The organism is Odoribacter sp. AF15-53, from assembly GCF_003479425.1.
Taxonomy (GTDB): Bacteria; Bacteroidota; Bacteroidia; order Bacteroidales; family Marinifilaceae; genus Butyricimonas.
Genome location: NZ_QUHC01000004.1, coordinates 25310 through 51191 on the forward strand (window position 1 = coordinate 25310; position 25882 = coordinate 51191).

Genomic DNA, 25882 nt, shown 5'->3' on the forward strand with positions numbered 1-25882 from the left:
TTCCCGACCTATTAAAAAGGTACAAGAAAAATTTAATGATTATGAAGTGTTGTATCATTTTTATCTTTTTGTTCAGTTTGAATCTGTCGGCGAACGTCTATTCTCAGAAGAATCTGGTGTCGCTTGATTTGTCGGATGTGTCAGTTGAGCAGTTCGTGAAAGCGGTAAAACAACAGACGGAACAGCGTTTCATGTATAATTCGAAACTGGTGAATAAGGCCGGAAAAGTTTCCGTGAAGGTGAAAGATATGGAGTTGGAAGAGGTTTTGAAAATGGTGCTAGAGAAGGTGAATCTGGAATTCGAATTTTATAATAATGTTATCTTGATTCGAGCTAAAGAGGACGTGTCGGCAGCCCAACAGAAACGTTTGATTAAAGGTAGTGTGAAAGATGATAAGGGGCTACCGCTACCCGGTGTTACCGTGTTGGTGAAAGGGACGATGACGGGAGTTGCCACTGATATTGACGGGAAGTTTGAATTGAAGTGTGATTCGGATACGCCTGTCGTGTTGGTCTTTTCATTCGTGGGGATGAAGAATAAAGAGATCACGGTAGGGCAGCAACAACAAGAGGTAAATGTCGTGCTAGAATCAGAAGCGGAGAATTTGGAAGAAGTGGTAGTTACCGGATATCAGAAAATTTCGAAGGAACGGGCTACCGGATCGTTTTCCGTGGTGACGGCAAAAGATTACAAGGGGAAGATGGAGACGGATATTATGTCTCGGATCGAGGGGTTGGTGACTGGATTGGTAAATTATAACAAGCAGGTTAGCATCCGGGGAGTCTCTACCGTATATGGAGATCGTGATCCTTTGTACGTGGTAGATGGAGTGCCTTACGAGGGGAAGATAGAGGCGATTAACCCGGCGGATGTGGAAAATATCTCCGTGTTGAAGGATGCTACCGCAGCTTCAATCTACGGGGCCCGTGCGGCTAACGGGGTGATCGTGATCACAACCCGAGGCGGAAAAAGCGGTAAGACCAGAATATCGTATGATGGTAGCGTGAAATTTAAACCTCTTCCGGATTTGGATTACTTGAAATTAATGAATAGTTCTCAGTTGGTGGATTTGCAGGTGGAGGGATTCGCATATTATCATACTCCTTATGACAATTTGAACAAAAGGTATTCGTTGAATGAGGTGCAAGAATTATTGTACATGGCGGAACAAGGGCAATTGGGTGAAACGGAATTACAACAAGAACTGGATGTTTATCGGAATTCGAATAATAAGAATCAAGTTAAAGACCAATTTCTGAGGACTGCTATTACGCATCAGCATAATTTGACACTTACGGGTGGAACCGAGAAAAATAATTACTTGGTTTCTTTGAATTATTACGGTAATAATCCTTATGAAAAAAATCGTAATGATGAGAGACTTGGTTTCACATTGAAAGAGAATGTGAAGTTCTTTGATTGGCTGTCTGCAGATTTCGGCGTGATTGGCAGTTTCACGAAGGATAGCGGGAAGAATGGTTTTGATAATATTTCTTCAAGTGGTTCCAGGAGTAACACGGAGTTGTCTTTATACACGGGTGGAACTTCTTACCAGATGTTGAGAAATGCGGATGGAAGTTCCCGTGAATGGAGAAAGAATAAATCGGATTACGAATTAAATCGTTTGGAAAGTCTCGGTTTGCAAAATGAAAGATATATCCCGTTGGAAGAAATAGATCGCCAGCATTATAAGGATAAATCTTCTTATTATAGATTGCAGGCTGGGTTTAACGTGAAAATTATTGATGGTTTGACTGTTGATTTAAGATACCAGACCGAGAGTACACAAATCAAGAATCGTCAGTTGTTTGACAAAGATTCGTATTACGTGCGGAATATGGTGAATGAGGCGGCGACAGTCAATACTCAAACCGGGGAAGTGACCGAAAATATACCTTCCGGGGGACAATTATTCCAAATCGAGGAGGATATTTATTCTTACACGATGCGAGGACAGGTGAATTTTAACCGGGTTTTTGAAGAGAAACATAGCGTGGTAGCTCTGGCGGGTGCGGAACGTAGGTTGATCCGGGATACAAAAACACAAGTTTATAAAATGGGGTATGATGATCATAGCCTTTCATATAAGCCGATTAATCCGTTAATATTAAGTCCAATCAGTAGAACGGAAAGTCTTTCCGGCTCCTATAATTGGGTAGATGAAAATTGGAATAACTTTAGTCAGGATGAGGATCGGTATGTTTCATTTTATGGTAATGCATCCTATACGTATAATAATCGTTATTCCGTTACCGGAAGTATTCGAATGGATCAATCCAATCTTTTTGGTACGGATCCGAAATATCAATATCGTCCGTTGTGGTCTGTTGGAGCCAGTTGGTTTATGGCATCAGAGGAATTCATGAGTAATGTGAAATGGATAAATCGTTTGAATTTACGTTTGACTTATGGTATTAACGGTAATGTTTCTAAAGAATCCGGTCCTTACCTGACGGTGAAGGATTACGGTTATAACAGTTGGACGGGGGACTTTAGTGCTTATATCGAGAATCCGCCTAATCCACAACTGCGTTGGGAGAAGACGGCGGTGACCAATTTAGGAGTGGATTTTTCATTTTTCAATTCACGTTTGAATGGTACGGTAGATTATTATATTCGTAAGAGTACGGATTTGTTAGGAAATCGAGAGACGGATCCGACTTTGGGGTGGAACAGTTTGTTGTTGAATTATGGTAGTTTATCGAATCGGGGTATAGAGGTATCGTTAAGCAGTAAGAATATAATCAAACCGAATTTCGAGTGGGGTACAAACTTAAATTTCTCTTATAATAAAAATAAAATAACACAGATGACAAGTAGTGGAACTACAGTGTTTTCTTATGTGAAAGGAGTGGTTCACACGGAAGGGCGACCGATGTATAGTTTGTTTAGTTACAAATATGCTGGATTGGATCCTGAAAACGGGGCACCATTGGTATATGATAAGGATGGTAATAAAGTTTCAAATGTTGGGTCAATAGAAGAACTGGAATATTCTGGAACGACACGTCCTCCGTATAGTGCTTCTTTGATTAATCGTTTGCGATACAAGGGGCTAAGTTTGTCTTTCATGTTCGTGTATAACGGAGGTCACGTGTTAAGGGATGAGGTTTCACCTTATTTGTCTGGTGGTTCTACGACCAATATTTCGAAGAAAGCGGTGAACCACTGGCGTAAACCGGGTGATGAGAATATCAAAGGTGTTGCTCCGGCCATGAACAGGAGTGCTTCCTATACTTTGAAACAAGTATGGTATGCGGCTAACAAGCATGTTATTAAAGGTGATTATATTAAGTTACGGGATGTAACTTTAAGTTATGATTTACCGAAAGGGTGGCTTAAAAAGACCTATTTGAATGACGTTTCCGTGAATTGTCAGATCAGTAACTTGTGGCGTTGGGTGGCTAACGATAGCGATCTTGATCCAGAGGCATATACGACCACTGGTTACGGTTGGGGAGCACGAACTTTACCTGTCCCGACGACTTGTACGTTAGGTGTATCAGTAACATTCTAAAGCATTAATTATTATGAGAAACAAGATATATTTATTATTATTGTGTTTTGCGGGGTGTTTTATCTCGTGTGATAGTTTTTTGGATGTCCAACCCAAAGGTATCGTTATTCCGAAAAATTATGAGGACTACGAGAAATTGATCAATTATGCTCAATTATTAAAGGCTTCCGATTCGTACCCGAATTTTATGACAGATGATGTTTACCTGCCAGATGATGGGGATGTGAATTTTAACGACTTGGAAGTACCTAATCGGAATTTATACACGTTCCAAGCGGAGATATTCGGGGATGCCGAAACGGATGGTTTATGGGAATATTCTTATAATCGGATTTATTATTACAACACGATTATTGAAGATGTGATGAACGTGGAAGATGCCACGTTGGATAAAAAACGTTCGCTACGTGCAGAGGCTTTGTTAGGGAGAGCGTTCGAATACTTGACTTTGGTAAATGCATACGCAAATCATTACGACAAAAACACGGCTGCGACAGATCTGGGAGTACCTTTGATGTTGGATAAGGATATCAATAAATCCAATTTGGAGAGGGCAACGGTTCAACAAGTGTATGATCAGATATTGACAGATTTGGACACGGCGGCTCTTTATTTGCCGGATAAACAAAAAACAGCTTACCGGGCATCCAAGCCTGTGGGGTTGGGGATGTTGGCACGGATGTACTTGTATATGGGTGAATATAAAGAAGCGTTGAAATATGCAAAATTGTCTTTAAAGGAAAATAGTTCGTTACTCGACTTGAAGAATTATTCTGTGGTTGACCCGGAAAAAAGCATCGGTCGTACGGATGTTCCTTATGGTGCGGATAACCCGGAGCATATCTATATCCGTTTGGCTCCTTGGACCTTCGGTTTTTCTGGTTCAGCATTCGGTTCCGATGAGTTAGTGGCTTTGTTCGATCGTGATAATGACATGCGGTTTAAACTTTTTTTCTCTAATTATGCTTGGGGAGTGAATTATGACCATTACTTGTGGCTGCCTTATATCTATGCCAATATGGCGATGTCCGTGCCGGAAGTTATCTTGATTGCGGCGGAATGTGAAGCCCGGGTGGGAAGTAAGGATCAGGCGATGCTTTATTTGGATCAATTGTTAGAGTACCGGATTGTCGGATACCAGTCGCAAAGTGCGGCCACAAATCAAGAGGCGTTGGATAAGGTGTTGACGGAAAGACGGAAAGAAATGTGTATGTTGGGATGTACCCGTGTGATTGATTTGAAGCGTCTGAATCGGGAGTCTCGCTATGCCAAGACGATTACTCACGTGGCAAACGGGCAGACTTACACGCTGGAAGCGAACAGTCCGAGGTATATATTCCCGATACCCCCGAAGGTGTTGAGTTTCAATCCAAATATGGAGCCTAACGAGAGATAGATAAGAGTTTATAAAAGTTCATAAGGTTCATAAAGTTTGTCAAGGCCATAGCGGGAGTTTAATTTTGTGAATCTTATGAACTGGATTTATAAATAAAACAAGATAAAGATGAAAAGTATTGTATGTTTGTTGGTTATGGCGGTTGTATGTTTCTCGTGTTCAGAGAAAAAGACAACCGTGCATTTGAAAGGACAGTTAAAAGGAATGGGACCTCAGGAAGTGATGCGTTATAATGGGGCGGTTTCAATGGTGGGAGATAGCCGGGATGTCTTGTTAAACACGGATTCGGAGGGAAGATTTGACACGATTATCGAGTTGAGCGAGCCTGAATATTTCTCGATTAGTCGCAACACGCTTTACCTGACTCCGGGTGATGATTTGGAAATGGTTATTACCGAAAATAATAACGAGGCGGAATTCAAAGGAATAGGGGCAGAGGCGAATACTTACATGAAAAAGCGGTTATTCCCGAAAGGCGGTTCTTTTCTGGAAGGCGGGAGAAATACCCGAACTGATTTTGCTTCGACAAAGGTATTGATTGATAGTCTGGCATCGGCTCGTAGGGCTGAATTGCAAGCACTAAAGAATGTATCCCCGGAGTTCAAGCGTTTGGAAGGGGCCCGGATTCTGGCTGATGTCGTGAATAGTTGTATTTGTTACGCTAGCTACGGGAAAGAGTATCAATTTGATTGGGCTGCTTATCAACGGATGACTCCCGAAGAGCAGGAGGTCGTGGGGAAGAAATTGCAGGAAATGCGGGAAACGTTCTATGCGGGGATCGCAACCGATATGAACCGGATGTACAGGGAATTGACAGATACGGCCTTGTTGGACGTGGCTGTCGTGCGGGATGTGCTTTCGTATGCAGGCGAGGATAAATATGGTTGGTTTGAAGGCATCGAGTTGCCGGATCGGACGCATGAACTTTACGAGGCTTATGGTAAGGTGGGAGCTTTACGGGAGAAAGTAAATCTGGAGAACGTGGAGGCTGCCCGGAAGTTTGTTGCGGAATCTAAAAATAAAGATATTGCCTCGGAAGTGAAACATAAGGTCGATCAGGCCGGGAAACTCGTGCAAGGACAACCCGCTTTTGATATCGTGATGGAAGACGTGGACGGGAACATGAAACGGTTGAGTGATTTTCGGGGAAAGGTGATTTACGTGGATTTGTGGGCTACTTGGTGCGGACCGTGTATACAAGAGTCTCCGGCTTTTGAAGCTTTAAGCAAGAAGTACGAGGGAAAGGATATTGTGTTTGTTCCCATATCCAGAGATACCCGGAAATCAGATTGGAAATCTTACCTGAAAAATCATCATAAAGAGCTAACGCAATATAATTCACAGGATTTAGCATTGAAAGATGATTGGTGCATAATGTATATTCCTCGCTTTATCGTGATTGATAAAGACTTTAAGATCGTGGACGCTTATGCACCCCGGCCGTCGGAAGAAGAGGCGATAGTTCCGTTGTTGGATTCGTTATTGAACTAGAACCATTTAGAGGAAAATAAGATGAGAATACTTTTTATTGTTTTAATGGTATGCGCTTCGTGTTTTGTGACTTGCGGGCAACAACGGGTGATAACGGGTGAAGTCGGGCAGGTTAAAGTGAACGTGATGTATTTATATGACGTGGAGAATGAATATAGAGGAGTACACCAGCAGATTGATTCTGCCGGGGTGGAAGACGGGCATTTCGTATTCACGTTGGGGGATAAAGCTCCGGCTCTTTATTTTGTAGGGGATTCGCCTTATCATGGCGGCTATTTCTTTCTGGACGGGCAAGAGATCGTGTTGAAACCGGAGACCGTGACGGAAGAGAATATCGTTTGGACCGTGACGGGTTCCCCGTTGGATCAGGTGTACCGGGAATTCAACCAACGGGTATATGCTGAAACTTTCGGGCGGGTTAAAGATTCTTTAAACGCTCTTTTCTGCAAGGCCCGAGAGAGAGAAGATCGAGCCGAAATGATGAGAATCAAGAACGAGTCCGAACCTTATTATGACGAGGGGTACAAGAAGGAGCGTGCGCTTGTGAACGAGTATATCCAGAAAAACAGGGAGAATCCTTTCGGGATGTATCTTTATTATTTCAGGGTATTCCAGCACAGGGATTTTCAAACAGTGGAAGACATAACCTCGGAGAAAAAGTACGTGAATGGTTTCGGCGCGAAGTCTTCACCTTACATACCGCGGATCATGGAGCGATTGGGACAGTATGAAAAATGCGCAATCGGGCACGAGGCCCCGGAAATCGTGGGACGGGATACGTTGGGTAACCCGCTGTGTTTAAGTGATTTCAGGGGTTATTACGTGATTGTTGATTTCTGGGACTCGTATTGTCACTGGTGTCGGGAGGAGACCCCGGCGTTGAAACGGGCGTTGGAACATTTTAAGGATAAGAAGTTTAGAATACTTGGGGTGTCTTCCGACCGGGAGAAAAAGAGATGGATGGACGCGATTCACGAGGATGGTAGTTATTGGGATCATTTGATACTGAATAGGGGGGATGACGTGATGGATCGTTATTGTATCCAAGGAATTCCTCATATTATCCTGATCGGCCCGGACGGGAAGATTCTGGCGAAGGAATTGAGAGGGGAGGATTTAATAAAAGTACCGGAGAAGTTCGTCAAGTAGATATAGTAGATCGTAAGATTATTCCATAAAAATTCATTAGAGGTTACCTCATTTCGAGATAACCCCTAGTGAATTTTTTCTTTTTTTTGTCATACTTTTTATCCACTCATGTATTATATCATTGAATTGTGCATATAAAAGCATAATAGACTTAAAAGTGATGGAATACATGAAACAACGTTTATATGATATAATAGAGTTATTTAAGCGGTCTTTTTCACCTTCTTTTTCGGAGGAAGAGAAAAAGAAGCTAGAAAACGTATTACAGGATGATTTTTTGCGAAAGGCGTACGAGCAGTTGTCTGACGAGGTGTTTATAGAGGAGAAATTCAGGGAATTTGACGGGTACGAGTATAAGGTGGCTTTTGAAAAATTAAGAAAGTATCATCATCGTGTGGTATTTTGGCGTTGGACTGCGTGGGGAACTTCTGTGGCAGTTATTATCGTTCTAGTTTTGATGTTTACACATTCGGGAATAAAACCTACAAATAATCAATGTAAGACAGTGGCCGTTCAAGAACGAATTATTCTTCCCGGGAGTAAGTCTGCTGTATTAAAATTGGCCAATGGTAAAATGGTTACGATTGGGAAACAAGCTTTGAAGATTATAGAGGATGGCGGGAGTGTGGTTAAATATGAAGAGGGACAACTTTCTTATTCATCAGACATGTCTTTTGATAAAGAGTTATACAATGAGTTAGAAGTTCCCCGGGGAGGAGAGTGTCAAGTGCAACTGGATGATGGTACTAAGGTCTGGTTGAATGCTGAGTCTCGATTGAAATATCCGGTCGTTTTTAACGGGATGGAACGAAAAGTCGTTTTGTCGGGAGAAGCTTATTTTGAAGTGAAAAAAGATACACATCCTTTTATCGTGTCCACGGATATTGGTGATGTTACGGTACTAGGAACATCCTTCGGTGTAAGCGTTTATAAAGGAGAGATTGGGACAACTACGTTGGTTTCCGGTAAAGTTAAATTTACTTCAAAAAATGGGATGAATGAAACATTGTCACCCGGAGAACAGGTCTCGGTTGCTGTATCGGGGTTGGTGGAGAAAAGGATGGTGAACGTGGAAGAATATGTTGGTTGGAAAAGTGGACTATTTGTTTTTAAGAATAAAACATTGGAAGAAATTATGAATATGTTTGAACGGTGGTATGCTGTCGAAATTATTTTCCAAGATGATTCCTTGAGACAATTGGAGTTTACGGGTGATCTTGAGCGGTATGGTAGTATTAATACGTTTTTACAACTACTGGAACGATTAAATGAAATAAGGTATGAAATAAAAGGAAATACGATTATGTTGTTTAAATAAAGGAAACAGACGACAAAATTCTCAGGTTCGAAGTCTGTTCCCCAAATATTTATTGATAAATATTATATTACAAAGTTATGAAAAAAAAACGATTAGTTAGGTTTCCAGACCTGTTAAAAAGGTATGGGAAGAGTTTAGTAACTATGAAATGTTGTATTGTATTAATCTTTTTGTTCAGTTTAAATGTATCGGCGCATGTTTATTCTCAACAAAATTTAGTCACATTGAATTTGTCGAACGTATCGGTAGAGCAGTTTATTGAAGCTGTAAAACAGCAATTGGCTCTTCGTTTTATGTACAATTCGGATGTTGTTCAAAAAGCGGAAAATGTCTCGATAAAGGTGGAAAACAAGCCCTTAAAACAGGTTTTAGATTTAGTGCTGGGGAAGGTGAATCTGGAGTATGAGTTTTTTAATAACGTGGTTTTAATTCGGGCAAAAGACGAGAAGAATGACGAACAACGACAAAGAACAGTGAAGGGGAGTGTGAAAGATGAAAGAGGAACTCCTTTACCGGGGGTAACTGTGGTACTTAAAGGTGAAAATCTGGGCGTTGCGACGGATATTAACGGTAATTATTCACTTTCTTTCTTTGAGAAAAAAGACATGGTTATCGTGTATTCATTCGTGGGAATGCTTCCGTCGGAAGTTAAATATACTGGGCAGGACTCTATTAACGTGGTATTGAAAGAGGAGGTTGAAAAGATCGACGAGGTGGTTGTAAATGGTTATTTTACCAGAAAGAAGGAGAGCTACACGGGAGTTTCCACTACTTTTTCCGGAAGTGAACTGCGGAAAGTGTCAACAGGTAATATTCTAAACACGTTGTCCATGTTGGATCCTTCTTTCGTGAAAGTTGTAAATAACGAGATGGGAAGTGACCCGAACACGATCCCAGATTTCGAGATTCGTGGTTCCAGTAGTTTGAAATCGACTTTTGAAGGAAATCCTAATATGCCGACATTTATTATGGATGGTTTTGAGGTTTCTGCCCAGAAAGTGTTTGATTTGGACCCGACTCGTGTTCGTTTTATAACGATATTAAAAGATGCGGCAGCCACGGCAATTTATGGTTCTCGTGCCGCAAACGGGGTCGTTGTTATCGAGACCGAATTACCGAAAGCCGGGAAATTGCAACTTTCATATAATGGTAGTGCCAATTTTGAAATTGCGGACCTTTCTGATTATAATTTGATGAATGCCAAAGAAAAATTAGAGTATGAAGTGCGTTCGGGATTGTATGAAACGGAAGGGAAGAGTCCTGAATATGCAGATGATAATCTGGCTTCTTATAATCAAATATTGAAATTGGTCAAGGAGGGAAATGATGTGGATTGGTTGGCTATTCCGGTCAGGGATTTAGGGATTGGACACAAGCATTCTGTTGTGGCGGAAGGTGGAAATGAAACATTTCGTTATGCTTTGGATCTTTCCTATTCGAATACCGTGGGTGTAATGAAAGGTTCTAAACGTGATAACTATGGCGGGGGTGTTCGTCTTCAATATAATCTGAAGAAATTGAAGTTCATGAACTATATGTCTTTTAGTCACTTGAAATCGATAAATTCCCCTTACGGTAGTTTCAGTTCGTATACGTATTATAATCCCTATTATAACCCTTATGACGAGGAGGGGAATATAAAGAAAATTCTTTACTCTTACCAGTATTATGACGGGGGAGTAAAGACAAAACCGATGTACAACGAGTTGTATAATGCCACGTTACCATCTAAAAATCAGTCAGTAGGGAATTATTTTATGAATAATTTCTCGGTTGAATACGATATCGTTCAAGGACTGAAGTTAAAAGCGAATTTATCATTGAGCGTTGATAATAACAAGTCGGATGCTTACGTGTCGAACGAGAATACTAGCTTTATAGGTAAGGAGCAGAAAGGAATGTATTCGCAATCCTTATCAAATAGTTTTAGTTATGATATCAATGTCGTTTTGACTTATTTCAAGAATTGGAAGAAACATTTGTTGAATGCCGGATTGATTTATAATTTACGTGAAAGTAATACGGATGCGACAAGCCTGTCTGCGGTTGGTTTCCCGAATGAGAATATGGATCATATTTCTATGGGAACAAGTTTCCCGGAAGGGGGAAGACCTGGCGGAAGTTATGATGTTTCCCGTTTAATTGGTTTTGTTGCTAACCTCGGTTACACGTATGATAATCGGTTTTTGCTCGATTTTTCTTTAAGAAGTGACGGGTCGTCTTTATACGGGGCCAATAACCGGTGGAGCACATTCTGGTCTTTGGGTGTCGGTTATAACTTGCACAATGAGAAATTTATGCAGGATATCACGTATATAAACTTGTTAAAAGTGAGAGGATCGATCGGTACGACCGGGGGACAGAATTTTAACCCGTATCAGGCGATGACGATGTATTCTTATAATGATAGTCGGATAAGCGGAATTTCTTATAACGGTTATATGGGGGTTTTGTTAAAAGCGTATGGGAATAAGAGTTTGAAATGGCAGAAGGTTGAGAAACGGAATGTGGGTTTGGATTTTGAATTACTTGAAAGACGGTTGAAAGGTTCGTTTAACGTGTATAGCGATCTTTCTAAGGATGTACTTATTGATGTCACCGTTGCCCCGTCATTAGGTTTTTCTTCTTATAAAGAGAATTTGGGACAGGTGAAGAATAGTGGCGTAGAGTTGACGTTAAAAGGAACCGTTATTCGCGATACGGATAAAGATATAATCTGGGATTTGATCTTCAATTTGGCTCATAACAAAAATAAAGTGATGAAGATCAACAAGGCGTTGACGGCTTTTAACGAATCGCAGGATGCGGATGTGAAAAATAAACCGATGATAAGGTATAAAGAGGGATTGTCCCAAAATACGATCTGGGTGAACGAGTCTCTTGGTATTGACCCGGCCACGGGAGAAGAGATTTTTCTCGATATGAACGGGAATAAGGTAAATGAATGGAGCTCGGCAAACTACAAGCCTTTTGGCTCGACCGATCCTAAAGTGTACGGAACAATCGGAACGATGTTCGTCTATAAAAAATGGGAGTTGAATGCGTACATGTATTACAAATATGGTGGTTATTTATACAATTCGACTTTGGTAGACAAGATCGAGAACGTGAACCCGAACGAAAACGGGGATAAGCGAATCTTGTATGATCGCTGGAATGCTCCCGGGGACGTGGCTAAATTCAAGAAAGTCAGTGATGTTTCCGTGACGAACCCGACTTCACGTTTTGTTGAAAAAGAGAATTATATACAGCTTCAATCGTTGTCCCTTAGTTATGATTTTAGTGGTGATCAGCTTCGTAAAATGGGTATTCAGCGTTTAAAAGTATCGGCTATCGGTAATGATATATTTAAATCATCTACGGTAAAGATGGAGAGAGGAACCTCTTATCCTTATGCCAGAACGTTCTCGTTATCTGCTCAAGTAACTTTTTAATTTGATTGTTGTATGAAAAAATTAATGAATAAATCTATCATTCTTTCACTGATCCTGGCACTTACTTCGTGTAATGATTGGTTGAATGTTTCTCCTAAAACGGATATGAAAGCTGAAGATCTGTTTTCGACGGAAGCGGGGTTTCGGGATGCGTTGATTGGAGTTTATGCTCTGATGTCAACCAGCACTCTTTACGGTAAGAATTTATCCTATGCCTATATGGATGCTTTGGCTCAATATTATGCAAGTCCCCGTAGTAATACATCGACGGGATACGATCATAGTTTGAAAAATGCTGCCGGATATAATTACACGGAAAAAGGGGAAGAATCAAGGATATTGTCTATTTGGTCAAGTCATTTTTCCGCGATAGCCAATATAAATCAAGCTTTACTATTTATTGATGCCAAGCGGGATGTATTCACGTCCGAGGATATTCATCATATTTATAAAGGAGAATTTCTAGCCCTTCGAGCCTTGCTTCATTTTAATGTTCTTCGACTTTTCGCGTCGTCGCCGATAATGGATAATCAGAATGGTTTGAATTCTCTTGCCATTCCTTACGTGGAGGTTTACACGAATGTCGCTCAGCCACAGTTGACGGTAAAGGAAGTGTTGGTAAAAATAGAAAAAGATTTACTTGCGGCCAGGGACTTGATGAAGGATCGGGAAACTTTTAACAACACCGATTCATCATCACCAATGTATAAAAGAAGAGAACGGATGAATTATTATGCCGTTACGGCTCTTCTGGCTCGGGTTTATCTTTATGGAAATGAGAAAGAGGCAGCTTTGACTATAGCGAAGGAAATTATCGGAGAGGTAGACGGGGAAAATCCGACTTCTTACATGTTGGCTACCAGTGCGGCAACTGCAACAAATCCGATGTTCCAATCCGAGTTGATATTTACTTTGGATGTTCAGAAATTGAAAGATTTGAGCGAGAGTAGTTTTGCGGAAACTTCGCTTTCGGATGTGTTACTGATGTCGGTGAAGGGTAAACAAAACATTTTTAATGCGGGGGGCTTGGAGAATGATTTCAGATCTTCCTGGTTAACATTAACATCCAGTGGCAACGAGTATGTTTTGGCAAAGTATAACGGGATGAACTACATACCAATGTTCAAATTGTCAGAGCTTTATTTGATTGCTGCGGAATGTGCGAATGGGAAAGAGGCGTATGGTTATCTGAATAAATTGAGAAATCATAGAGGATTAGTAAGCGTTGAAGAGACACAAAATATAGAGGATTATATTTATCAGGAATACAGGAGAGAGTTTTTGGGAGAAGGACAATTGTTTTTTTATTATAAACGTAAACTATTTGATGCTATCGGGGCAGAAGATAATGTGGGGATTGAGGACTTGAAAACTGTTTATAATTTACCGATACCGACATCGGAAATTGACTTTGGTAACATAAAAAATTAATAGCGATGAAAAAAATATTCATACTTTTTATTTTAGCCGTGCTTTGTTCTTGCAGCAAGAATGATAGACTAGTTTATGATTCGGGCATGCATGATATATATTACCCTGTCGTGAAAGATGGCCGGGATAGCGTGTTCGTGTCGTTATTGACAGCAGATGGCGTGTTAACAACAACGGTAGATGTTAAACTATTGGGGGATACCTTGCTTGCTCCGGCAAAATTTAAGGTCGAGGTCGTGAAAGAAAAAACCGATGCGGTAGAAGGAGTGCATTACGAAAAACTTCCGGAGTATTACGAATTTCCGGCGGGAGAATTTGTATACAAGATGCCCGTTAATCTAATAAAGGGAGATAAGGGAATCACGGAGGAAGCCGTGTCGCTTACCCTGCGTCTCGTGGGAACTTCTGATTTAGGGGTTGCTTACGTGGATAGAGCCGAGATACGTTTGATCATTGCCGATATGGTAAAGATGCCTGAAGGAACGGGATATTATGGTGACATGACGGCGTTCAAAAAATTGTTCGGTGAGTACTCGAGAAAGAAACATGAAATGATTATTGAAATGACGGGACATGATTTCTGGGATGGTAATTATGGTTCTTATGGTGGTGTATATGGGATTGCTTACGAGATGGAATATTATACTCCTTATGCCAGAAAATTGTATAAAATAATTACGCAGAACGAGATTAAAGACGAGAACGGGAATATCATGCAGGGGTGGATGGTTCCCTAAGATTTTGATTTGTTGATCTTAAATATAGAAATCATTATGGAGAATTTAAAATATATATTGATCTTGGTTTTATTGCTTCAATTTTCATGTGTTGATGATAACTCGAAATTTGGAGGTGTTGATATTGATGCCATCACGATTGAAGGTATTGAAGAATACAAGGAGATAGAAATCGGTTCGAAGTTGGAAATAAAACCGACTGTAACCACGAAGTTTGGTGATAAATCTGAACTTTCTTACGTGTGGTATAAATACAATAAGGAACAGGCCGTGGCGGATACTTTGTCACGGGAAAAAGATCTGGACGTTATTATAGGTGATGTCTTGCCGGGAGTTACGACCACTTTAGTATTTAAAGTGATTGATTTACAGACAGGAGTTTTTGCCATGAACAAATCTTCTTTTGTAACAGTGGGTAAGTATTCTGGGGGAACACTAATGTTGTGTCGAGTTGACGGGGAGAACGATCTGGCGATGTTAAAAAAGGATGGGACAACTCTTTATGAAAACATCTATTCCTACGCGAATGACGGGACCCGTTTGGGACAAAAATCCAAACGTATCATATTAACTGATTCTTACGTTTATAATCCGCTCGGACATAAGTCCGTAATCGTGACTTGTGATGATGAAACCGGTGGTGTTTATCTTGATCCGGTGATTTTTACAAGGAAAAATTACATGAGAGAGAAATTTATCATGGGAGAAGAGATGGAAGGGGATTTGGTTATTACCGGTTATATCGGACACACCTCCGGTGACTACTTGATTGCTAATGGTAAAGTGTATAATAGGCTGAACGGTGATAATGCGAAAGCGGACTGGAATCCGGAACTTGTATTCCTGACAGACCCGAAAGATTATAACGCGGCATCTTCTATTGGCGAGTCGGTAGGACTCATGTTTTACGATAATCTGCATAATCGTTTTATGGTAAATAAAAGTGAGGCGGGATATTTTAGTTTTATAGCAGGTGCGGATTATGATTTTTCCAAGTACGATCCTAATAATATGGGAGATGGGGTTGAGTTGGTTATTATGGGGAATCAAAGTACACGGACAGATTTTATGTGGGAATTGATGAAGGATACGAAAACGGGTGATTATATTCTTATAAAGAGTAAGACCGGATTCAATTCATCTTGGAAAACGATATTCGTGTCAGAATTCAAACAAGTACTTTCCAGAAGCGACTACCCTCATTTGTATGAAGCATCGAACTTTATAGCAGGTACGAAAGTATTGTACGCAAACTCTTCTCCCTGGAAAGATTACGTGTTAGGTGAGAAGAATGTGTTTTTTTATTTGAGCAATAATAAAATATATGCGTTTAACGTCGGGACACTTTCAGATGGAGTATTGATTGATGGGGATGCGGAGAATTGCACGATAACGGGGATGGATTGTACTGAGATAAAAGATCCTCAGGGCGTGGAAGATACGTATGTACAACTTACGGTTGCCATCAAAGATCACGGCCTGTCTGCCAAACCGGGAGGGATCGCTGTTTATCGTTTGAATAATGTCGGGGGACTTTCAGCGGAGAAAATGTATGCCAAGACTGGGTTCTGTGATGAAGTTCTTTACACGGTCGAAAAACTGGATTAACAAGATAATGAAAAGCCGGTCCCTTTGTGGATTGGCTTTTCTTTTACAAAAAGCTGAGCAGCAACATCACGTTCAACAAGGTAACGATTCCCCCGATCACGTACAGGAGCCATTTGGTATAGGCCGAGTTTTTGTATTTGCCCATGACTTTGGAGGAGGAGGTTAGGTATACTTGCGAGAAGATCGTGATGGGTAGCTGGACACTGAGGGCCATTTGCGAGTAGATCAATCCTTGGAACGGGTTAGATATCACCATAATCAAGGCAAAAGCGATGATGAGTGAGGTCAGCACGCCGATGCGGGAGTGGCTGTCCTTGATATCGTAGGGTTCTTTATATATCCCGGCAAAGATAGACCCGGCGGCCATCCCCGAGGTGATCGTGGAAGATATGCCGGCAAACAGGAGGGCCACGGCAAAGATTACCGCTGCGTTACTACCCAATAAGGGCGTTAACAGGGAATTTGCCTGTTCGAGTTCCGTGACGGGAGTACCGCTTTTAAAGAACGTGGCGGCAGCCAGAAGGATCATGGCGCTATTGATAGCCCAACCGATAACCATGGATAGGATCGTGTCGGCGTACTCGTAGCGTAATTGTTTTTTTATGACTTTATCGTCCTGAATATTCCATTGGCGGCTTTGGATAACTTCCGAATGGAGAAACAAGTTGTGGGGCATCACGACGGCGCCCAGCACGCTCATGATAACAACCATGGAGCCTTTGGGAAAAGCGGGTGTGACCCATGCCGGGAGAGCCGTGTTCCAGTCTATATCTACGAGAGAGAGTTCGTAGATAAATGACAAACCGATAATCGAGACGAACGCGATAATCCATTTCTCTATAACCCGGTAGGTGTTGGAAAACAGCATGATAGCCACGAAAATCATCACGAGTAGCGAGCCTGCCCGGATCGGGATATTAAACAACATTTGCAGGGCAATAGCACCTCCAAGAATCTCGGCCAGGGACGTCGAGACAGATGCTAGCATGGCTGAATACAGGATTCCTTTCGCGTAACGGGGCTTCAAATACTCGCTGGCGGCTTCCGACAAGCATAATCCGGTAGCGATACCCAGGTGCGCCACGTTATGCTGCAACACGATCAGCATGATCGTCGAGAGGGTCACCATCCACAAGAGCGAGTACCCGAATTCAGCCCCGGCAGCGAGATTGGAAGCCCAGTTGCCCGGATCAATGAAGCCGACGGTGACGAGTAATCCCGGTCCGATGTACTTGAATATTTCCAGTCCTCCCAGTTTGGGATTATGTTTTGCCGTGTTTAATAATCCTCGAAAATACTTTAACATGCCTGTTAAGTTGTTATTTTATTATTAATTTTGAAACTTCAAAAGTACGAATAACGATGAATAATTGTTCTCGATAACTTTTAGTTTCTAACTTTTAACTTTTAATTTCTATGTTGATTCCGGTACTTCTTGTTCTTGTGTCGTTGGTAGTGCTCTATTTCGGGGCTGATTTCTTGGTAAAAGGTAGTTCTTCATTGGCCGTGCGTTTCGGGATATCCCCTTTGGTCGTGGGATTGACAGTGGTGGCGTTCGGAACGAGTGCGCCGGAGCTGCTCGTTAGCGTGCAATCGGCATTAGTTGGTAATTCGGGTATTGCCGTGGGAAATGTCATGGGGTCGAATATATTCAATGTTTGTGCTATTCTTGGAATTTCTGCCATGATCTATCCGTTGCGGGTGAATCCCCGGTTGGTTCGTTTTGATATGCCCGTGATGCTGGTGGCCACGTTGTTGTTCGTGTTGATATTTCATGATGGTAGTTTCGGACGGTGGGCTGGAATATTGTTCTTTGTCGGGATATGTGCTTATATGATATATTGCGTGTATAAAGCTAAACGGGGGGAAGTGACCGAGGGTGAAGAGGAAATTAAGGTGACGAAGAGTTGGATACTGGATGTGGTATTCGTGATTATCGGGTTGGGATTGCTGGTTTGGGGATCGGATCTACTTGTGAATAACGCCGTGAGTATAGCCAAGGCGTTGGGATGGAGTGAAGCCGTGATCGGGTTGACTATCGTGGCTGCCGGGACGAGTATGCCGGAGTTGGCAACTTCCGTGGTTGCTGCCATGAAAAAGCGTACGGATATCGCGATCGGTAACGTGGTCGGGTCAAATATATTCAATCTTCTAGCCGTGTTAGGACTGACCGCAACGATAACTCCCGTGGAGACAAACCAGATAAACTGGTTGGATATGGGTGTGATGTTCGGATCATCTTTGATTCTTTTACCTTTTATGCGTACAGGCTTCAAGATAGGGCGAGGAGAGGGCGTTGTGTTGTTTATTATTTATGTTGCATACACGGTGTATCTGCTTGTGTGATACAGTTTAACAACTTGTTATGATGCAGATTTTTCTATATCATAAAACGTTCATTTAATGATAGTTAAAAATGAATGTATTCTTAATAATGGTAAATTGTTACTTATTTTGTTAACAAAATCATTATCAACGATAAAAAGAATGCCAGTTTTCTTGGGATAGATAAGTTATTTTCTTTAAATTTGATTGCATTAAATGAACGTTTGTTGATGATGTATTTGTTTTTGTAAATCATGTGATTACGAGATTTCATGCAGAACGAGCAAAAGATACTGTTAGAACATTTAGCCAAGGATGATGATACTGCTTATACCTTATTGTATAAACAGTTTTACGTACCCATGGTACTTTTTGCCAGTAAATACATCAGTAACGAGGAAGCTTCAAAAGATATCGTTCAAGAGTTTTTTATCTCCATGTTGGGACAAAAAAAAGAGTTTGAAAACATCACGGCCTTGAAAGTATATCTTTATTCTTCCGTGAAAAACCGGTGTGCCAATTACATTCGCCACGAGCAAGTAAAGGGACGCTACGAGGCTTTCGTGTTACGGGAGTGTGATGATGTCGATCTTTTCTGGGACCGGGTGATGGAGGAAGACGCTTATTCCCGCGTGATGGAAGTGGTTCAGGAACTTCCCCGGCAATACCGGAATGTGATGTTGTTATCGCTGGAGGGGTATAAAATCTCGGAAGTCGCGGAAAAAATGGGAATCTCGCTTGACACGGCAAAAGAATACAAGAAAGAAGGAAAGAAGCGGTTAAGCGTTCGTTTACAGGTTCTTGGGCTAGGTTTTTTCGTGCCAATTTTCTTCTGATTTTAATTTCCCCGATAAAATAATTTATTTTTCTTCTTTTTCATCCCCCCGTTTTATTTCCTGTGGTGTTTTATTCATAGAACGCGAATAAAAATATATATATGAATACAGAGGATAAAACTTTTCAGGTGTCAGAAATAATCTCCCGGTACATACTGGGAAATATATCTGATGCGGAGAAAGAGCAACTGGAACGTTGGCTCGCGGAATCTCCTCGTCACAAAGATTTGTTCGATAAGTTGATACGTGAAGAGATTACTTCGGGGAAAGTGCGGGCTTACGAGCGAATTAACTGGCAGGAAGCCCTGAAAAACTTGTTGGAACGGAAAAAGAGCGAGAGCCGGATGAGACAAAGGAGACGTGTGATTCGTTGGACTCGCTATGCGGCGGTGATCGTGTTGTTCGTCGGGCTTTACGTGTACTTTCGCTCGAATGATAAATTACCGGAAATCAACAAAACACAGGTAACCGCGAGAGTCATTCCGGCCGGGAAACCGACAGCGACCCTTCAATTGGCTTCCGGGGAAGAGATATTATTAACTTCCGATCGCTCGTGCAACATAAAACAGGAAAATGGTGTGATAATCAAACAGGATTCGGGTATCATCAAATACCGGGTCGACGGGACGAAAGTGAAGCAAAAAGAACAATTCAACACGATCACGGTTCCGAGAGGCGGGGAATTCTCTTTAATGCTGAGTGATGGAACGCGGGTTTGGTTGAACGCGGAGACCCGTTTACGCTATCCGGTGGAATTCGTGGGCGATAAGCGGAAGGTATATTTGGAAGGGGAAGCCTTTTTCGATGTCTCTCACGATAAACAAAAGCAATTCGTGGTAGAGACCGAAGAAGCCCGCGTGAAAGTGTTTGGAACTGCGTTTAACGTCTATGCCTATAAAGATGACGACGCTACGGTGGCCACCTTGGTACGGGGATCAATAGAACTGAAAGTCCGGGATTCGGATGATAAAGTACGTCTGGAACCGGGAGAACAGGGAACATTGATCAACGGAAAACTAACAAAACAGGATGTGGACGTGGAAATGTACACGGCCTGGCGGGAAGGGCGCATGGTGTTCAAGAGCATTCGTCTGGAGGATTTACTACATCACATGGCTCGTTGGTATAACGTGGATGTCGTTTTTTCCCGCGAGGAACTGAAAGATGTAACTTTTACCGGGGAGGCGAAGAAGTACGAGGATTTCTCGGAGGTTCTGGATATTATCGAGACCACGCAATCCGTGCGATTTCGGGTAGAGGATCGAACTATAATTGTATATTGAATAATAAAAAACGAGGCAACCTGTGCTGTAACACGAGTTGCCCCAAGAATAAGTTTATCAGCAATAATAACTTAAACGTTACAAATGTATGAAAAAAAACGGAGAATATGACCCTCCTAAGTACGGGTCATTAAAAAAAACATGTCGGATTATGAAGGTAACTTTACTTCTCCTTATGTTCACGATTTACCAATCTTTCGGGGCTGCATACTCCCAGCAGGTTAAATTGGATATAAGTTTGGATAACGGAAATTTCGCTCAATTCATGGAGCAGGTGAAAAACCAGTCGGATTTTACCTTTTTCTTTAATGACGCGATGGTAATGGGATTAAAGAATATCACGTTACACATGAAACAGACAGATATCGAGACGATTCTGAAGGAATGTCTGAAGAATTCGAATATCTCTTTTCGGATTAAAGACCACACGATCATCCTGTTCGGGAGGGACGAGAAACAACAAGGCGAGATCGTGATAAAGGGAATGGTCGTTGACGAGAGCGGTGATCCTCTACCCGGGGCGACGATAAAAGTGAAGGAGGGAAAAGAGAATGATAATAAAGGAGTTATGCGGGGGACGGTGACGGGCATAAATGGCCAGTTCTCGATAAAAGTCCCCAACATGAAAGTATTGCTGGAAATCTCATTCGTCGGTTACGAGAGCCGCTTGATTCCGGCTTCCGACTCGACAACCTTGAAAAGAGTTGTTTTAAGAGAAGAAATAAAGAGCATTGATGAGGTCGTGGTTACCGGCTATCAGAAAATAGACCGTAAATTATTTACCGGTGCCGCGGATATCGTGAAGGGAGAGGATGCCATGGTGGAAGGTTCCAACGACATCAGCCGGATGTTACAGGGAAAAGCGGCGGGAGTTCAGATACAGAACGTGTCGGGAACTTTCGGGGCCTCGCCGAAACTGCGGGTACGGGGAGCCTCGTCCATCTATGGAAACCAGAAACCGTTGTGGGTAATTGACGGGTTGGTATTGGAAGATGTGGTTGAAATGTCCGTGGATGATCTTTCTTCGGGCGACACGGAAACCCTGATCAGTTCGGCCATCGCCGGGTTAAATGCCGATGATATCGAGTCATTCCAGATATTGAAAGATGCTTCGGCAACGGCGTTGTACGGGGCCCGGGCGATGAACGGCGTGGTCGTGATCACGACTAAAAAAGGAAAGAAGGGAACGATGAAGGTGAATTATAGCGGGGAATTCACGGTACGTATGAAACCCTCTTATTCCCAGTTTGACATCATGGACTCTCAAGAGCAAATGATGGTTTACAAGGAAATGGAAGAGAAGGGGTGGTTAAACTACGCTTCCGTTCTGAACAGTTCCAGTGGAGGTATTTACTGGAAAATGGCGACGGCGATCAATTCCTACGATCCGGAAACCGGTTTCGGTTTACAGAATACCCCGGAGGCGAAGGCCGCTTTCTTGCGGAAATATGAAATGGCCAACACGGATTGGTTTGATATCCTGTTTCGTAACACGTTGCAACAGTCTCACTCTTTGAGTTTGACATCCGGTTCCGACAAGTCCAAATTCTACGCTTCCTTGAGTTACTTCAATGACGGGGGCTGGACGATCGCGGATAAGGTAAATCGTTACACGGCCAACATGAACGCTTCGTTTGACATAAAGAAATGGATCACCTTGAATCTGGTAACCAACGCTTCCATCCGTATGCAGGAAGCTCCCGGGACCAACAGCCGGAGAACGAATGCCGTTTCCGGTACATTCGAGCGTGATTTTGACATCAACCCGTTCAGCTACGCCTTGAACACCAGCCGGGCCATGCGGGCTTATGATGATGACGGGAATTACGAGTACTACATGATGAATTACACCCCGTTCAGCATATTGAACGAGTTGGATAATAATCGTTTGAAAATAAACATGATGGATACGAAGTTCCAGGCAGAATTAGAAGTTCGTCCCTTGAAAGGTCTGGAGATAAAAGCGTTGGGGGCCGTTCGTTACGTGAAAACGACCCGTGAACACCGTATTCACGAGCAATCCAACGCGGCCGAGGCTTATCGTTCGGCGTCGAATGCCTATATCCGCAAGTACAACAAATTCTTGTACGATGACCCGGAGCGTCCCGGTTATCCCAAAGAGGTCGTTATGCCGAAGGGTGGATTCTACAACCGGAAAGAGAATGATTTGTTGAACTACTATCAACGGGCCATGGTCAATTATAACACATCCTTTAACGGCGGGCTTCACACGTTGAACGTGATGGCCGGGGAAGAGGTGCGTTATTCCAACCGCAAGTCCTCTTTCTTCAATGGTTTCGGTTACCAGTGGGATCGTGGTGGAGTTCCTTTCATTGATTACAGGATCATCAAACAACAGATTGAAAACGGGGTAAACTTCTACGGGATGGACGAGAATTACGATCGTTTCGTGGCCTTCTTCGCCACTGCCGGGTACAGTTACAACGATTTGTACGTGTTCAATCTAACCGGGCGTTATGACGGTTCCAATAAACTGGGAAAATCCCGTTCCGCTCGTTGGTTACCGACGTGGAACGTGAGTGGCGCGTGGCATATCTACAACGAGAAATTCATGCAGTCGGTGGAAAAGATATCCCGCCTGACCTTGCGGGCGACTTACGGTCTTACGGCCAGCATGGGTTCTTCCAGCAACTCGCTTCCCGTGTACTACAATGACGCCACTTTCCGGCCTACTCAAAGTGATAAAGAGAACATGATATACATTAGTTCGTTGGAGAATAGTGAGTTAACTTGGGAAAAGCAGTACGAGTTCAATGTGGGGGTAGACGTGGGAGTTTTGGACAACCGGATCAGCCTGACGTTTGACGCTTACTGGCGGAAAGGGTTCGACCTGATCGGTAACATACGTACTTCCGGTATCGGTGGTGAGGTTTCGAAGAAGGCTAATTTTGCCAACATGAAATCGAATGGCGTGGAATTCACGTTGAACACCAAGAACTTTGATAAGGGAGCTTTTAAATGGTCAAGTAACTTGACATTCTCCTATAACCAGAACGAGGTGACAGACCTCAAATCCCGTCCGCGGGTCATCGACTTCGTGAAAGCGGAAGGAAGCCCGCGGGAAGGTTACCCGGTTCGGGGTATATTCTCGATTCCTTACATGGGCTTGTCCGACGAGGGAATCCCGCGCTCTCTCAACGAGAACGGGGAAGTTGTTACCGGGGACGTGAATTTTCAGGAGACGATCAAGATTGACTTCCTGAAATATGAAGGTCCCGTTGATCCCAAGTATTTCGGAGGCTTCGGTAACACGTTTAGTTACAGTAATTTCACGTTAAACGTGTTTGTCAATTACCAGTTTGGCAACAAGATCCGTTTGCATCGTTATTATCATTACGATTATTCCGATCTGGACGCCATGCCGAATGAATTCTCCGATCGTTGGGTGTTGCCGGGTGACGAGTTGAAAACGAACATTCCTGCTATTCTTTCCCGGCGACAATACAAGCGCCCGAAGAACGAGTACCAGGTGGCGTACAACGCTTACAACTACTCGAACGTGCGGATAGCCGACGGTTCGTTCATCCGCCTGAAAGACATCAGCCTGGCCTATCGCTTCCCGAAACGCTGGATGAAGAGTGTCGGGTTAAGTTCCGTTCAGTTGAAATGCATGATTTCCAACGTGGCCTTGCTTTACAGGGACAAGAAGTTACACGGGCAGGATCCCGAGTTCTTCCGTTCCGGAGGTGTGGCCATGCCCGTTCCGAGACAAGTAACCTTTGCCTTGAAGGTAGGTTTCTGATGATGAAAGTAGTTTTTGAATTAAACACAGAAAGTATGAAAGCATATAAGATAATAACCGGAGGAATGATGTTGTTGTTTGCCTCGGCCTGTAACTCTTTCCTGGATGTAGTACCCGACAATCGTACGGTATTGGATACCCCCGAGGCGGTGAAGGAACTGTTGGTATCGGCTTACCCCGATTGTCATTATTACCACGTGTGCGAGGTGATGAGTGATAACGTTGGCGAGCGGGTTGTGACCGGGACGCACAGCCGGTCGATTCTGAACGAGGAGATGTATTACTGGGAGCCGGGATCGCAGACCGGGCAGGACACCCCGACGTATATCTGGACCGGCTACTATAATGCCATTGCCGCGGCCAATCATGCCCTGCGGGCGATCAGGGAAGCGGGTGATACTCCCGAGTACGCGGAGGCCAAGGGTGAAGCCCTGCTTTGCCGGGCGTTCAACCATTTCTTGCTGGTGAATATATTCGCCGAGCATTACGTTCCCAACGGGGCGGAATCCATGCTGGGGATCCCCTATTGCACGGAGCCGGAAACGGTGCCCATCGTTTATTACAAGCGCAACACGTTGAAGGAGACGTACGAGTTGATCGAAAAGGACCTGTTGGAAGGATTACCGTTGATCAAGGACGAATCTTACGAGGCCCCGAAATATCACTTCACGAAAGCCGCCGCGGCCGCGTTCGCCGCTCGTTTCTACCTGTACAAGGGCGAGTGGGACAAGGTGATCACTTACGCGACCCGGGCGTTGGGTAACAATCCCGTGAAGAAAATACGCGACTTGAAAGGGAAGCAATTTAACGTGTCGGATAAAGACTACTATCAGCAGAATTATTTCACGTCGGCCGAGCAATCCGTGATCCTGTTCGTTGGCGGTTGCAGTTGGTGGGCGCGTGATTTCAGTTCTACCAGTTTGCGTTTCGGCATGACCAAGGAACTGAGCACGGAGTTGTTGACCGAGACGGTTTGCGGGAGATCCGGTTCAAGCTGTACTTATTACGTGTATTCGACTTACACGGCTTCTCAGGCTTGCCAGATGCGTAAATTCAAGGAGCAATTCAAGTACAATGCCGTCGGTTCGACGACCGGTAAGGGCTATTGTTTCGCCGCGTTATTATCCGGCGAAGAGGCTTTGTTGAACCGGGCGGAGGCCTACACGATGAAACACCAGTTCGACTCGGCCCTGATCGACGTGAATATCTTGTTGAAAGAACGGGTGCGGGTTAACCCGGAGGATATTAACGCCGATTTCACGCCTTATCAAGCCACGTTGGAGAAGATCAAGAACTTTTATGATGATCTCCCGGAATTGTTCCCCGACGTGGAACCGTTCTACGCGAGCGAGATCGACGAGGATCAGATGTCCATCTTGAAATGTATCGTGGACTGGCGTCGGAAAGAGTTCTTGCAGGAGGGATTGCGCTGGTTTGACATCAAGCGCTTCCATTTACCCGTGACTCACACCTTCCGGGATTCGGACATGGCCCCGATCACGCTGGCGAAAGACGATTTGCGCCGGGCCGTGCAAATTCCCACGGAAGCCCAAGGGTTCGGCGTGGAACCCAACCCGAGATAGATGATTGTTT

Annotated in this window: 15 protein-coding genes; 14 read left to right on the top strand and 1 reads right to left on the bottom strand. The window is 43.2% G+C overall.

What is annotated here, in order from left to right; all coding sequences use genetic code 11:
• Positions 1-41: 41 nt before the first annotated feature.
• From DWW52_RS09990 to DWW52_RS10030, 9 genes are all read left to right on the top strand, one after another.
• A complete protein-coding gene (locus DWW52_RS09990; protein WP_118715655.1) occupies positions 42-3518 on the top strand; it encodes a SusC/RagA family TonB-linked outer membrane protein in 3477 nt (1158 codons plus the stop codon).
• 13 nt (positions 3519-3531) lie between these two features.
• Positions 3532-4914, top strand: a complete 1383-nt coding sequence (locus DWW52_RS09995) for a RagB/SusD family nutrient uptake outer membrane protein (RefSeq protein WP_118715374.1) — start codon at positions 3532-3534, stop codon at positions 4912-4914.
• A gap of 108 nt (positions 4915-5022) precedes the next feature.
• Positions 5023-6405, top strand: coding sequence for a TlpA disulfide reductase family protein (locus DWW52_RS10000; RefSeq protein ID WP_118715375.1), 1383 nt, complete (start codon positions 5023-5025; stop codon positions 6403-6405).
• Between the two features lie 21 nt (positions 6406-6426).
• On the top strand, positions 6427-7554 hold the full coding sequence (locus DWW52_RS10005) for a TlpA disulfide reductase family protein (protein WP_118715376.1): 1128 nt from the start codon (positions 6427-6429) through the stop codon (positions 7552-7554).
• Between the two features lie 169 nt (positions 7555-7723).
• Positions 7724-8872 carry a FecR family protein gene (locus DWW52_RS10010; protein ID WP_158582554.1) on the top strand — a complete coding sequence of 383 codons (1149 nt, stop codon included), beginning with the start codon at positions 7724-7726 and terminating at the stop codon, positions 8870-8872.
• A gap of 224 nt (positions 8873-9096) precedes the next feature.
• The gene (locus DWW52_RS10015) at positions 9097-12306 is read left to right on the top strand and encodes a SusC/RagA family TonB-linked outer membrane protein (RefSeq protein ID WP_233556824.1); all 3210 of its coding nucleotides are present in this window, start codon (positions 9097-9099) and stop codon (positions 12304-12306) included.
• A 12-nt stretch (positions 12307-12318) separates the two neighbouring features.
• Complete coding sequence (locus tag DWW52_RS10020) at positions 12319-13737, top strand: RagB/SusD family nutrient uptake outer membrane protein (RefSeq protein ID WP_118715379.1); 1419 nt, start codon at positions 12319-12321, stop codon at positions 13735-13737.
• 5 nt (positions 13738-13742) lie between these two features.
• Positions 13743-14474: a DUF4843 domain-containing protein gene (locus tag DWW52_RS10025; RefSeq protein WP_118715380.1), complete on the top strand. Its 732-nt coding sequence runs from the start codon at positions 13743-13745 to the stop codon at positions 14472-14474.
• A gap of 36 nt (positions 14475-14510) precedes the next feature.
• Complete coding sequence (locus tag DWW52_RS10030; RefSeq protein ID WP_118715381.1) at positions 14511-16082, top strand: PKD-like family lipoprotein; 1572 nt, start codon at positions 14511-14513, stop codon at positions 16080-16082.
• Between the two features lie 43 nt (positions 16083-16125).
• Here the strand turns inward: DWW52_RS10030 and DWW52_RS10035 are convergent, their stop codons facing one another.
• On the bottom strand, positions 16126-17388 hold the full coding sequence (locus tag DWW52_RS10035) for an Nramp family divalent metal transporter (protein WP_118715382.1): 1263 nt from the start codon (positions 17386-17388) through the stop codon (positions 16126-16128).
• Between the two features lie 110 nt (positions 17389-17498).
• Here DWW52_RS10035 and DWW52_RS10040 point away from each other — a divergent pair, with 110 nt between their 5' ends.
• From DWW52_RS10040 to DWW52_RS10060, 5 genes are all read left to right on the top strand, one after another.
• Positions 17499-18428, top strand: coding sequence for a calcium/sodium antiporter (locus DWW52_RS10040; RefSeq protein ID WP_118715383.1), 930 nt, complete (start codon positions 17499-17501; stop codon positions 18426-18428).
• 251 nt (positions 18429-18679) lie between these two features.
• Complete coding sequence (locus DWW52_RS10045) at positions 18680-19243, top strand: sigma-70 family RNA polymerase sigma factor (protein ID WP_118715384.1); 564 nt, start codon at positions 18680-18682, stop codon at positions 19241-19243.
• 101 nt (positions 19244-19344) lie between these two features.
• A complete protein-coding gene (locus tag DWW52_RS10050) occupies positions 19345-20526 on the top strand; it encodes a FecR family protein (protein WP_118715385.1) in 1182 nt (393 codons plus the stop codon).
• A gap of 151 nt (positions 20527-20677) precedes the next feature.
• Positions 20678-24289, top strand: a complete 3612-nt coding sequence (locus DWW52_RS10055; RefSeq protein WP_118715656.1) for a SusC/RagA family TonB-linked outer membrane protein — start codon at positions 20678-20680, stop codon at positions 24287-24289.
• A gap of 35 nt (positions 24290-24324) precedes the next feature.
• A complete protein-coding gene (locus DWW52_RS10060) occupies positions 24325-25872 on the top strand; it encodes a RagB/SusD family nutrient uptake outer membrane protein (RefSeq protein WP_158582555.1) in 1548 nt (515 codons plus the stop codon).
• The last annotated feature ends 10 nt before the right edge of the window (positions 25873-25882 follow it).